The organism is Aeromonas sp. sia0103 (assembly GCF_963895295.1).
Classification (GTDB): Bacteria; Pseudomonadota; Gammaproteobacteria; order Enterobacterales; family Aeromonadaceae; genus Aeromonas; species Aeromonas encheleia.
Map to the genome: position 1 here is coordinate 181861 of NZ_CAWQKG010000033.1, position 11992 is coordinate 193852.

10 protein-coding genes are annotated in these 11992 nt (G+C 63.9%); 4 read left to right on the forward strand and 6 right to left on the reverse strand.

Annotation, left to right across the window (positions count from 1 at the left end; all coding sequences use genetic code 11):
* Nucleotides 1–43 precede the first annotated feature (43 nt).
* Complete coding sequence (locus AACW18_RS12125; protein WP_256351869.1) at nucleotides 44–1261, reverse strand: methyltransferase; 1218 nt, start codon at nucleotides 1259–1261, stop codon at nucleotides 44–46.
* 233 nt (nucleotides 1262–1494) lie between these two features.
* Between AACW18_RS12125 and AACW18_RS12130 the strand changes: the two genes are divergently transcribed.
* Nucleotides 1495–2073 (forward strand): PhnA domain-containing protein, encoded by a 579-nt coding sequence (locus AACW18_RS12130; protein WP_218388787.1) that lies wholly within the window; start codon nucleotides 1495–1497, stop codon nucleotides 2071–2073.
* Nucleotides 2074–2693: 620 nt separating this feature from the next.
* Entirely contained in the window at nucleotides 2694–3329 is a 636-nt protein-coding gene (locus AACW18_RS12135) for a LysE family translocator (RefSeq protein ID WP_218388788.1), read from the forward strand.
* 112 nt (nucleotides 3330–3441) lie between these two features.
* Here the strand turns inward: AACW18_RS12135 and AACW18_RS12140 are convergent, their stop codons facing one another.
* The gene (locus tag AACW18_RS12140; protein ID WP_218388789.1) at nucleotides 3442–4299 is read right to left on the reverse strand and encodes a PhzF family phenazine biosynthesis protein; all 858 of its coding nucleotides are present in this window, start codon (nucleotides 4297–4299) and stop codon (nucleotides 3442–3444) included.
* Between the two features lie 241 nt (nucleotides 4300–4540).
* Between AACW18_RS12140 and AACW18_RS12145 the strand changes: the two genes are divergently transcribed.
* Both AACW18_RS12145 and AACW18_RS12150 read left to right on the forward strand, forming a co-directional pair.
* Nucleotides 4541–4744, forward strand: a complete 204-nt coding sequence (locus AACW18_RS12145; RefSeq protein WP_218291312.1) for a hypothetical protein — start codon at nucleotides 4541–4543, stop codon at nucleotides 4742–4744.
* A gap of 177 nt (nucleotides 4745–4921) precedes the next feature.
* Nucleotides 4922–5515: a hypothetical protein gene (locus AACW18_RS12150; protein WP_218388790.1), complete on the forward strand. Its 594-nt coding sequence runs from the start codon at nucleotides 4922–4924 to the stop codon at nucleotides 5513–5515.
* Nucleotides 5516–5621: 106 nt separating this feature from the next.
* On the opposite strand, the gene AACW18_RS12155 is transcribed toward AACW18_RS12150, so the two are convergent.
* The 4 genes from AACW18_RS12155 to mukB all read right to left on the reverse strand — a co-directional run bounded on the left by AACW18_RS12155 (nucleotide 5622) and on the right by mukB (nucleotide 11955).
* The gene (locus AACW18_RS12155; protein WP_218388791.1) at nucleotides 5622–6113 is read right to left on the reverse strand and encodes a SixA phosphatase family protein; all 492 of its coding nucleotides are present in this window, start codon (nucleotides 6111–6113) and stop codon (nucleotides 5622–5624) included.
* Nucleotides 6114–6274: 161 nt separating this feature from the next.
* Entirely contained in the window at nucleotides 6275–6583 is a 309-nt protein-coding gene (locus AACW18_RS12160) for a putative quinol monooxygenase (RefSeq protein WP_218388792.1), read from the reverse strand.
* Between the two features lie 395 nt (nucleotides 6584–6978).
* On the reverse strand, nucleotides 6979–7380 hold the full coding sequence (locus AACW18_RS12165) for a septal ring lytic transglycosylase RlpA family protein (protein WP_218388793.1): 402 nt from the start codon (nucleotides 7378–7380) through the stop codon (nucleotides 6979–6981).
* A gap of 147 nt (nucleotides 7381–7527) precedes the next feature.
* Nucleotides 7528–11955, reverse strand: a complete 4428-nt coding sequence (gene mukB / locus AACW18_RS12170) for a chromosome partition protein MukB (protein ID WP_218388794.1) — start codon at nucleotides 11953–11955, stop codon at nucleotides 7528–7530.
* Between the last annotated feature and the right edge of the window lie 37 nt (nucleotides 11956–11992).

Here is an 11992-nt window from a genome sequence, read left to right on the forward strand (position 1 = left end):
AGGAAGCACTGTGGGTGACGACGCCTCCAGGGCGGCAACGCCCTCAGCTCATCTGCTGGCGCACCGCGCGGATCAGGATGTTGCGGGGGGTCATAGGCTTGTCGCAAAACTCCCCCACCTCGACCCGATACCCCTGCTCCTGCAAGAAGAGCGCGCGGTCCAGCGCCAGCCAGATCTCGAGCGGACGGCGGAACAGGTGGCGCACCAGCTCCATGCGGGCGACATCGCCGTAGCGCGCCTCCCCCATGGCCAGAAACGCGGCCAGATCGAGCCCAGCCGGCAGGATGAGCCCCTTGCGCTGCGCTGCCCAGGCGCAAAATGCCTCGAAGCTGCCGGTGAGCAGGCTCTTTTGCATGTTGGGCACCGGCAGGTACTCATCCACCCCGCGCAGATGGCGCTGCAGGCAGTCGAACGCGAGGCGCCACACCACCTCCAGCTCGCGCAAGCGGGAGATGCGGGCGCCGGCGGTCACCGTCTCCTGCAACGGCAGGCGCAAGTCGGCCTTGGTCAGTTGCAGATCGCTGGCCTGGGCGGCCGTGGACAGGGGGCGATAGTGGCTGCCGCGGATCAGGTGATAACAGCAGGGAGAGACGGTGACCCCGCGGGCACCGCGTTCGACCACCCGCTCCAGCAAATGGGTGTGCAGCTCGCCGCAGGCGTGCAGCGCCATGGCGTGATGCTGCTCGGCGATAAGCGCCCCCGACTCGGCGGCGAAGGCATCGGCCTCAATAAACTGCATGCGGGCGCCATCCCGGGACGCCAGTCGGCGCCCCTCCTCGCAGAGCTGACCTTGCAGCTCCAGGCTCAGGATCTCGGCGCCTCTATGCAGGGAGACCAGCCGCCCCAGATGGCCCTTGCCTGCGCACCACTCCAGATAGGGCCCCTGATGGGGGGGCAGGTTGCCGCAGAATGCCTCTATCTGCGCCTGCTTGCGCCCCGGCATGTGCATCGCCATCTCCCTGGCACACTGAATGGGCTCGGGGAGGAAGCGTTCAAGCTCACTCAAGCCGTGCAGCGCCGCCCCCGCCGGGATCCAGGGGGCGAGCAGCGCGCACAGCGCCGCCATGTCGCCATCGAGCTCATTGAGCTGCGCGAGGGACATGGCGTTGAGCCGCGCGGCCAGTGCCGGCGCCTCGTCGGCGAAGGCGAGCGTCAGGTGGTGATAGGGCTGATATTGCCACCAGCGCCGGGTCTCGGTCAGCAAGCGATCCAGTTGTTGAAAACGATGAGCCAGCACGGCGATGGTTGTCCTGCAATTCAAAAAAAGAGGCTCATTCTAGCGATCCTCCACCAAAAAGCACTCCTCAGTGCAGGCAGGCCATCACGGGTCAGGGTTCAAGGCTGCCTCCCCATGAATACCGGCACTCCCCTGACCCGCCGCCATCAGCGCTGGCGTTAGCCTGACAAAGAGCGGGGTTTTATGCTATATTCCGCCCCCTCATTAGCGCGACTCGCCCCGGCGGGTCGCTTTACCCATATGAACGGAACCAAAACATGACCATCAATGCCATCCTGCAAGCGCGTGCGGACGCCAAGTGTGAGCTGTGTGGAGCAGAACATGCGCTGACCGCCTTCCCGGTGCCACACTCCCCCGCCAGTGACGATGATCACAGCCTGGCCCTGTGCGATACCTGTCGTGGCCAGCTGGAGCAACCGGACACCCTGGAGGTCAACCACTGGCGCTGCCTGGGCGACAGCATGTGGAGCCAGGTGCCGGCGGTGCAGGTGATGGCATGGCGCCAGTTGAAGGCGCTGTCCGCCCGGGGTGAGCTCTGGGCCCAGGACATGCTGGACATGATGTACATGGAAGAAGAGACCAAGGCCTGGGCCGAGGCGGGCGTCGCGAGCGAGGATGACGACAGCGTGCCGACCGTCGACTCCAACGGCGCCGTGCTGCAGGAGGGGGACGCCGTCACCCTGATCAAGGATCTGGACGTCAAGGGCGGCGGCTTCACCGCCAAGCGCGGCACCCTGGTCAAGGGCATCCGCCTGACCAACAACCCGCTGCATATCGAAGGCAAGGTCAACGGCGTGCAGATCGTGCTGGTCGCGGCCTACCTGAAGAAGGCCTGATCCCCATCGGCTGGTTTGTCGGATGATGCAAGAGGCGCCCCCAGGGGCGCTTTTTTGTATCCGGCCGCCGGCCAGATGGTGTCGCGGTGAGGGTGGCGCGAGCCGGAAACTGGGCTATCCTGCAAACCAGCCCCGCTGAGTGTGCAACGACATCCGCTGGGGTGTGTCGCCCCGCCAGGGGATAATGCCGACACCCGGTGTCACTGAGCACTAGCTCATATGGAAACCCTGTGGCACTCTGGGTCGTCCATGGACAGATCCAAGACATCATGACCCCATGATGTCCCTCTCGTAACAAGGAGCACTACCGATGGCCAAAGCCAGCAAGAAAGACGTCAAGAAGAAAATCGCCGCCCGCCAGGAGAAGATTGCCAAGCACGAAGGCAAGATCAAGAAGCTGAAGAAGTCCCTGAAATAAGGGTCGGCACCATGAAAAAAACCGCCATCAGGCGGTTTTTTTATGCTTTGGATAACCGGATGCCTCACCTATCCCTTCCTCCTGGTGTTCGGCGCCGTTCCAACAGGCGGCGAGCAATCCAAGTCGCCACAAGGCCGCGATAGAAGCCGCTGGACGGTACCCCCGGCACACGGCATCATGGCTTTTTCACAAGGGAAATATCATGAATCTGGATACATGGATGTTGTTTCTGCTGGCCTATCTGCTGGCGACCCTGACCCCGGGCCCTAATGTGCTGCTGGTGATCAAGAACGGACTGCAACTCGGCTGGCGCTCGGCCCTGCTCTCCATCAGCGCGAATCTGTTCTGCCAGGCCATCCTCATCTTCCTGGTCGCCATGGGCGTGGGCGCCCTGCTGCAGACGCTGCCACCCCTGTTTATCGCCCTCAAGCTGGCGGGTGGTGGTTATCTCATCTACCTCGGCTACAAGGCGCTGCGAAGCGCCAAGGCGGGGAACCAGGAGGTTGCCCTGCCTGGCCGAACCATGAGTACAAGGAGTGACGCCTCCCTGCTGCGCGAGGCGTTTCTGGTCTCGGCCAGCAACCCCAAGACCATCATCTTCCTCTGCGCCCTGCTGCCCCAGTTTCTCGATCACCAGAGCCCGCTGCCGATCCAGTTCCTGACCATGTACCTGACCATCTGCGTCATCGTCAGCCTGGTGCACCTCTGCTACGTGGCCCTGGCCAGACGCGCCGGCAACTACTTCAAGCCGGGGCGCAGCCATCGTCTGTTTAGCCGTATCACGGGGGGGATCTTCATCTCTCTGGGCGGCGCCATCCTGTTGAGCGGTCGGCCCTGAGCGCACCCCGTCAGCCCCTGCTCAGGGGCTGATCTCTTCCCCCTGGGGCTTTACCTCCCCCCTTCCATCCTCTGCCGATACAGCAGACCAGCGCCATAGGCCCGCCCAACCATCACATCCACCGCGCCCGGCCGGACACCCTGATCGCACTGCCGGCTTCGGCCGGGATCTCGGCGTGTAGCCGCGACGGCATGCCCATGTCTTCCCCCTGTTCGATGTCGATGGCGCCGCCATGGGGCCAGTGCAGATCCCGCAGATATCCCGCGAAGGCCGCCGTCGCCGCACCGGTGGCGGGATCTTCATAGACGCCCCCATAGGCGAAGGGGTTGCGAGTGTGGAACAGCCGATCTTCCGCTGCGTAGCCAAGCAATATGGTCACCAACCCCTCTCGACGCATCAGGATGCGCCCCTGAGCCAGCTCATAGTGCATGGCACTGAGCGCGGTGCGGCTATTTAAGGCCAGCAGCAGGTGGTCGGCACCGCCATGGATCAAGGCAGGCGGGATCCGAGGATCCAGATCCGCCGCGCCATAGCCAAACAGCGCCAAGGCCTCACGCACCAGATCGGCGGATGCCGGTTGACTGCGGGTCGGCGGTGACTGCAGCGCCGCCTGCCATTGTCCGGCCTCATCCTGCCAGCCAGAGACCCGAATATCGCTCTGGCTGAGGCTCAGCGCATAGTCCCCTGCCCCGAAACGGTGCGCCAGCGCCACCCCGAGGGCGATGGTGGCATGACCGCAGAAGGGCACCTCGGCCTCGGGCGAGAAGTAACGCACCCGCCAGCGGGTCAACTCACCGGGTTGCAGCGGGGCGGCAAAGGCCGTCTCCGAGAAGCCCACCTCGGCGGCGATGCGTTGCATCTCCTCTGCCCCGGGCAGGCTGGCACCCGTCCAGACCCCGGCGGGATTGCCCCCTTGTGGACCGTCGGAAAACGCGGCGATCCGCACCAGCTCAGTTACCAGATCCATCATGATCACTCCCTGTTCTTATGTCGAAAGAATACCGGGCTCCCCTCGCGCTGTCGCCACGCTGGCCCCGTATGTGGCCACTGGCCTGGTGCGCGAAGAAAGCTATGTGTGACACCAGCAAAACAGGCCCAGCTTAGCCGTTAAATTAACTGCCGCACAGGTGTCGGTTGGGCGCCGCAGATCCTGGCACAGGCGGCTAGAGTGTGATCACAGTGTCTGTATATGAGCCGATCTGGAGTGCCATATGTATTCTTACACCCTCAGCTTCAAGGAGGAGGTCGACAAACTGACGGCCCCCGAACACGACATCATCCTGCAAAGCCCCGCCCAGGCCGGCGACTTCGTCATCCTCTCCGACGGCAGCCGCCACCAGGTGATGTTTGTCAGCCACCGTGCCCACTACAGCAGCCTCTATCTCGATAAGGGCGTGAGGGTGCCCCAGAGCTGAGCCCGCTGATTAATGGGCACCAGATGGATTGCACTTGTTTGCCGGTCCCCTGTGCGAGCCCTATTCCAGGTGCTAACGTGAAACAGGCCTGCTATCTCTTGCCGCGAACACAGGCTGTTTCTCATGGCAGTCAAGGCTGCGATGAACCGGAAAGACTCACATTTTGAGGGATTCACTATGTCCAGGAATGCTGCTCTGATCGTAACCCTGACCCTGCTTGGCATGGCCCCGGCTCATGCCATCAACGCAAAATACGCTCAGCAGCTGGAGCACTCCGGCTGTACACAGGTCACCGAGGCCCAAGGCTGCGACATTCACAAGACCAAGGCGGAGAACGCCAAGGCGGGATTCGGCGCTGCCACCCCGGCCGCCGACACTGGCCTGAATCTGAACTACAAGCAGAAACTGGAACGATCCGGCTGCACCCAGGTGACTGAACTCAATGGCTGCGACATCAACAAGACCAAGGCCGAGAATGCCGCCGCCGGGTTTGGTGATGCCCCCGCGGCCGCCACCAGTGGCAGCCCCTACACCGGCAACTGGGTCGCCACCTTCCCCGAAACGGGCGCCACAGTGGCCATTATCCGCATCGATGACAAGGATCAGGTCTGGGTCAACGACAAGAAAGTCAGTGCCAAGAAATCCGATGGGGCCCTGGTGTTCAAGGACGGCATGATCATCTACACCATCCAGGGGGATCGTCGCATCAAGGGGGAGGATGGCTGGGTCGATAACGATGCAGGCACCAAGGGGCCAATCGCAGCCAAATAAGCGACATAACCGGGACGTGAAGGGGAGCCTGGGTTCCCCTTCTTGTTTTATCTCTTGCCATTCCTTGCCCCCTGTCTCCACTGTGAGTGGCAGCCCTCCTCTTCCCCTACCCCTGTTTCGGATAGTCGAGCACGGCCGTCACCGGCCTTTGCGACGGGACGACCGACCAGGATGGCGCGTCAAAGGTGAAGCGGGCGACGGAGCAGGTCGGCATCTGCACTATCTCGTCGGACCATAGGCGCGCCAGTTCGGTGAACTCGGGGTTGTGGCCAAACAGCATCACGCACCTCAGGGGGTCGCCAAGCTCCCCTATCACCGCCAGCAGGGTCTCGATGTCGCTGGCATAGAGCCGCTCATCGACGAGGATGCTCTTGGCCCGGAAATCGAGCGCCTCGGCGATGATGTTCGCCGTCGACAGCGCCCGGCAGGCGGGGCTCGACAGTATGGCGTCGGGCTTGACCCCGGCCTTTGCCAGCCGCTTGCCCATCAGGGGGGCGTCACGCTGACCGCGCCTGGCCAGCGGCCGCGCCCTGTCAGACAAGGCAACCTCCTCCCAGCTCGACTTGGCATGGCGCACCAGCAACAGCGTTCTCTCCATTGTCCCTCCCCGATGGCTTTCGTATCGCCATCCTCTGTTGAGGGCAAGCATGGCTCAGTCCGTCACTCAGTGACACCCGCTGATGGCGAAGCGCCGCGAGGGCTCTGGACGAATGCCGCCTGGGATGGCGAATGCAGGGTCTCACTCAGCCAAGAGACTGGCTACGGGCTCACCTCTTCCATCAAGATCAGCCGCAGGGGCTCCGCCAGCAACTCCTCGGCCTGGCCGGCAAAGGCCTGAAAATAGTCGGTCGCGCAATGATCATCCAGGGCGCCCTGATTGACGAAGGCCTCGCGCATATAGAAGGTCCCCGGCTCCTCCTGCAACTCGAACAGCACATAATCCAGGTTGCCCGGCTCCAGGCGCGTGGGCTCGATAAGCTTGAGCAGCTCGCGCCGCAGGCGCTCCCTCATCCCGGCCCTGGCTTTGAGCACTGCAATCGACACTATCTTGTCCGCTCTCATCTTCATCTCTGACTCTCCGTTCTTAACAGCTTCACTTACCCAAAGGCGCCAGCGCGGCGGGTTGTCACCCCGTCGATGGCCCAGGTTCAGGAGGCAGTGTAAGATCGGTCGATTGGTGCGTATAGATGGACAATATGGACACACTGTTCGCCTAGCTGAACAACAAGGTGAATGCAGAAGGATCAGGAAGAGGCTGGCCCTGCGGGCAAGCGGTGAGGCGGCCATAAAAACGGGAGGCAGTGCCTCCCGTCTCGTCATTTCACCCGGGGCATCCGGCGACCCAGTTGCGATCTGCCGACTTGCCGGGTTGGCGCAGCCTCAGGTTTCCCCTCCACGGCGCCGCGCTGGCCGAGCGCAAGGGTGCGGGCTTTTATCCGCCGCGCCCCCTGTCTCTGTCTCGGCTACTGGATCACCTCGAGACTGACCTTGATGAGGCCGGATCTGAGGTTGCCTATGCTGCTGAACGCCGCCCTGGAGAGATCGATGACCCGCCCCCTCGGGAAGTTGCCCCTGTCATTGACCTTGACCACCACGCTCTTGCCGTTGGCGACGTTGGTTACCCTCACCATGGAGCCGAAGGGTAGCGTCATATGGGCCGCCGTGTTCGCGTTGTTCTTGTAGGGCTCGCCACTGGCCGTCCTCTTGTTGTGATAACGGTCGGCATAGTAGGACGCCAGCCCGGTCTGGCTATAGCCGCGCCAGTTGCCGCCCTTGCCGCCCTTGCCGGCTTCCGGCTGGCTGCTACAGGCCGCCAGCAGCAGGCTGAATGCCAACAGCAGGACGCTTCGCACGCTCCTCTTCATTCCGTATTTCCTCGACTGTGTATGGGGCCTCATGCCTGGCCTGCTCGCCAATGCTTCATCACCGATTAAGGCGCCCACTCTCGCATATTTCCCATATAAAACGGGAGGCCCAGCCTCCCGTTTTGCGTATTGCTCCGTCAGCCTCTGTCAGGCGATCAGCTTGTCATCGGCGAAACCGAAGCCGCGCAGGCCCACCACGTGCACGTGCTCGTGCTTGCCCTGCACCTTGCGGATGAGCTTGTAGGTGGTGCCCTTCTCGGGGCTGATGTTTTCCGGGGCGGCGATCAGCAGCTGCATGTCCTGCCGCTCGCACAGCTCGAACAGGGTGGCGATGGACTTGCCATCCAGGCGCGCCGCCTCGTCCAGGAACAGCAGACGGCAGGGGGCTATGTCCTTGCCGCGCAGGCGGCGGGACTCCTCCTCCCAGCTGATCAGCACCATCAGCAGGATGGCCTGGCCGGTACCGATCGCCTCGCCGGTGGAGAGCGCACCGCTCTCCGCCCGCAGCCAGCCGTCGGCGCCACGCTGCACCTCGATCTCCAGCTCCAGGTAGTTGCGATAGTCGAGCAACACGTCGCCCATCACCTGGTAGCTGCGCTCCCCCTGCTCGATCTGCGGGTTCAGGCGCTGGAACAGCTTGGCCATGGCCTCGGAGAAGCTGAGCTCCTTGTCGGCGAACAGATCGTTGTGCATGGCGCTCTGATCCGCCAGCGCGGTCAAGAGCCGAGTGTGAGCCTCGCGGATATTGACGTTGAGGCGCACCCCGCGCACCAGCCCGAAGGCGATGTTCTGCAGCCCCTGGTTCAGCACCCGGATGCGGTTCTGTTCGCGGCGGATGATGTTGGTGATCTTGGCCGCCACCTCGTGGGAGGAGAGCGACAGATGGGTTTCCCGCTGCTTGAGCTCGTCGGCGAGACGGGCCAGCTCGATCTCCATCTCCTCGATGGCCTCCACCGGATCGTCCGAGCGGATGATGTCGTTGCGGATCCGATCCTTGAGGTAACGGTAGACCTGCACGTAGAAGGCGACCTTCTGCTCGGTGCTGCGGTTGCCCTCGGAGAGGCGCAGCGCATCGCGCAGCGCATCGTCGTGGGCCACCGCCACCCGCAGGGCGCCGAGCGCCTTGTCGGACATGGAGCGCAGCTCGTCGCTGTCGAGATAGGCCAGCTCGCGCTTGTTGAGGCGCTTCTCGACGTCGGTCTCCCGCGCCAGCCGTACCACCCGCGACCAGCTCGCCTTGTGGCCCACCAGGGATTTGCGGGCACCGAAGTAGTCCTTGCCCTCCAGCTTGAGGCGACCCCCCAGGGATTCAATCTCGCGCTTGCATACCTGCAGCTGGGCCTCGGCGCTGGTGCGACGGGAGCGGGTGCGGATGAGCAGCTCTTCGATCTCTTTCTTGTGGGCGCGGGACTTCTCCTCCATGTCGGCACTGAGGGTCAGCCCCATGGCGGCCAGCTCCTGCTCGAACTCGTTCAGGGTCTGGCGCTTGGCCGAGGCGCTGGAATCCAGCGCGGTGCGCAGCTGCAGCGCCTCGGTGTGGCGCAAGGCGATCTGCTTGTGCTGCTCGCCGGCGGTGCGGGCGGCCAGCTCGGCGGCCTTGAGCTTCTCTTTCAAGCGCTCGCTCATCTCGGAGGCCTTGCCGAGCAGGTCCTGGGCGTCCTGATAGGCGAAGTGCGGCAGACGGGCCACCAGCTGATCCAGCGCATAGGCGCGGCGCTTCTGCTCGGCGAGCTGCTCGTTCACCTCGTCGAACGCGGCCTGCAGGGCGGCGAGATCCTGGGGATCCTGGCGCAGCACCTGCACAAGTGTCTCGAGCCTCTCGAGCGCCTTGCCGTGCTTGCCGATAAAGGCTTCGGCCTGTTTCAGGCTCGCCACATCGGCGTGGGCGGCCTCGAGCCGCGCGGCCAGATCCCCTTCCGCAAACAGGTGGGCGAAGGGCAGCATGGCCTGCACCAGCTGGATATAGCGGGTCAGCTGGGCACCCGCCGCCTTGGCCTCGCCAAGCTGCTTGTCGCACTCGGCTATGGTTCCCTGCAGCTTGCGCTGCTCGGCCTGCTTCGCCTGTACCTCGGCCTCGGGATCCGGCCGGAAGGCGATATCCAGATGCTGGCCGATGAAGTCGCGGAAGTGACCGTAGAGGCGGTGATACTTCTGCTGCTCGAAGGCGGCCTTGGCGTAACCCTCGATCAGATTCTCGCGTTCCAGATCGAGCTGTTCGATGCGTTTCTCGCGGGCGGCGCGGCCGAACAGCGGCAATTCCGGGTAGCGGGAGAAGCGCACCTGACGCTTGCTGCTGCGCACCAGCACGGCGTCGCCGAGCTCGTCCGCCTCCACCAGATCCTCGTCGAAGGAGTCGGGGTTGCCCTGGATGAGGTAGATATCCTCCGGGCAATCTTCCAGCTTCTTCAGCCGCTCTATGGCCCCTTCCAGATCCAGTACCACCAGGGCGCTGCGGGCCGGGCCGTAGAGGGCGGAGTAGTAAGGCGCATCGTCGATGGAGATGTCGTCGTAGACGTCGGAGAGCAGCACGCCCCCCACCTGTTCGGCGATGCGGGCGAGGCGAGGATCCGCCTCCCCTGCCCCCAGCTGCAGGTTGCGAATTTGCAGCTCAAGCCCCTGTTTCCGGGCCTGGATACGGTTGCTCTCCTGCTCGAACTCGCGCTCCTTGTCGAGCACGGTCTGCATGCCGGCGGAGAGCGCCTCGGCGCTGGCCAAGGCTAAGCCACTCTGTTCGCGCAGCTGCTCGAGCTTCTCGAAGGATTTCAGCCAGCGCGGCGCCAGTGCGGTGAGATCGCCGATGTCGCGGCCCAACTGGACGCCCTGATGCTCCAGACTGGCGCGGCGCTGGCTCAGATCGCTCTGCTGATCGGCCAGTTCTTCCTGACGGGTGCGCTGGGCTTCGAGGAAGATCTCCAGCTCGTCGCCGCTGGCGATCTGCTGGCCAGAAGCCTGGGCCAGCTCATCGCGCAGCTTGAACAGGGCCTTCTGGCTCTCGCTCTCCTTCTCCAGGCGGGCCAGTGCGGCGCGCAGCCCCTGCCCCTGTGCGATGCGGGCCTTGTCTTCGATGTGGCGCTTGAGCAGCGCCTGGGCGTTGGGCCAGGCGGCCTCGCGGGCGGTCTCGGGGGCAATGCTGAGCAGCAACGTCAGCGCGGCCTGGTGTTCGGCCACCGCGGCCTTGGCCAGGGCGAGCTGCTGCTCGGCCCCCAGCACTCGACTGGTCAGGCTCTGCTCGACGGCACGGAACTGATGCAGGGTCTCGCTCGCCTGCTCGGCGCTCAGCCCCGGCAGCTCGCACTGCTCGCGGGCACTGTCCAGCGCCTGCACCGCCTGACGGTACTGGATGGCGCGGGTCTGCTGGATGTCCAGCGCCTGCTGGTAGTCGGCGAGCTGGGTCTTGAGGCTGTCCACCTCGGCTTGGGCCAGCTCCTTGCGCTCCTCCACCTCCAGCAGCTGGCTGTGGATCTCCTCCACCACCGCCTGCTGCTGCTCGAGCTTGTCGTTGAGATCCGCCAGATCGGCGCGATACAGCTCGATTTTCTTTTGCAAGCTGACGGCGGCCATCACCTTGGCCAGGTGCTCGGCGGCGGATTCCAGCTCGTCGGTCAAGAGCTTCTCACGGTTGGTGAGCTGATCCGCCTCGTCCGCCAGATAGATGGCGCGCTGCTTCTCCTCGGCCAGCAGCCGGCGCTTGCCGGCCAGCTCAGCCCGGGCCTTGAGGGCCAGCTCGGAGAGGCGATTCTTCTCGGCGGCGTTGCGCACATAGTCCGCCGCCACGTAGTGAGTGGTCTCGGTGATCAGGTTCTTGAACAGATCCCGCTGGCCCTGCGTCTCTTTAATGGCTTCCAGGGTGCGGCGGTTCTCGTAGATGGCCGCCTCCATGTCCTGGAACGCCTTGCGCACGCCTGAGTTCTCCGGCAGCAGGTATTCGCGCAGGGAGCGACTGATGGACGAGGAGATGCCACCGTAGAGGGAGGCCTCGATCAGCCGATAGAACTTGCCGCGATCCTTCTGGTCGCGCAGCTTCTTCGGGGTGATGCCGAACTCGAACATGAAGTTGTGATAGTCGGTCACCGTATTGAACTTGGCGACCTTCATGGCACCAAGATCGGCGGCGGCCCCCTTCAGATCGGCGAAGGCGCGCACCCGCCCCTTGCCGTCCTGGAGTTTCTCCAGCAGCAGATCGGTGGGCGCCAGCCCCTCGGGCACGTCTACCAGGGCGAAGGGGGTGATGTTGACCTTGTTGTCGCGGTTGGCGACCTGCTCCAGGTGCACGCCGACCCAGATCCGCTGCTCGCGGCTGTTCATCACCTCGAGCACCGAGTAGCAGTGGCCCCGCTGCAGCTTGCCGTAGAGCCCCTTGTCGCGGGAGGCACTGCTCGATCCCGCCTCTGTGGTGTTGCGGAAGTGGAGCAGAGACTGATCCGGGATCAGGGCCGCGATAAAGGCCGCCATGGTGGTGGACTTGCCGGCACCGTTACCGCCGGAGAGGGTGGTCACCAGCTGGTCGAGATCGAAGGTGCGGGCAAAGAAGCCATTCCAGTTGACCATGGTCAGGGATTTAAATTTGCCTCTCACGCCATTTTCTCCATCAAACCAATAGGCTCCATCAGGG

Bases quoted from the DNA above. Each gene is read 5' to 3' on its own strand.
- AACW18_RS12130 (WP_218388787.1), top strand. From the start codon at position 1,495: ATGACCATCAATGCCATCCTGCAAGCGCGTGCGGACGCCAAGTGTGAG.
- AACW18_RS12135 (WP_218388788.1), top strand. From the start codon at position 2,694: ATGAATCTGGATACATGGATGTTGTTTCTGCTGGCCTATCTGCTGGCG.
- AACW18_RS12140 (WP_218388789.1), bottom strand. From the start codon at position 4,299: ATGATGGATCTGGTAACTGAGCTGGTGCGGATCGCCGCGTTTTCCGAC.
- AACW18_RS12145 (WP_218291312.1), top strand. From the start codon at position 4,541: ATGTATTCTTACACCCTCAGCTTCAAGGAGGAGGTCGACAAACTGACG.
- AACW18_RS12150 (WP_218388790.1), top strand. From the start codon at position 4,922: ATGTCCAGGAATGCTGCTCTGATCGTAACCCTGACCCTGCTTGGCATG.
- AACW18_RS12155 (WP_218388791.1), bottom strand. From the start codon at position 6,113: ATGGAGAGAACGCTGTTGCTGGTGCGCCATGCCAAGTCGAGCTGGGAG.
- AACW18_RS12160 (WP_218388792.1), bottom strand. From the start codon at position 6,583: ATGAAGATGAGAGCGGACAAGATAGTGTCGATTGCAGTGCTCAAAGCC.
- AACW18_RS12165 (WP_218388793.1), bottom strand. From the start codon at position 7,380: ATGAAGAGGAGCGTGCGAAGCGTCCTGCTGTTGGCATTCAGCCTGCTG.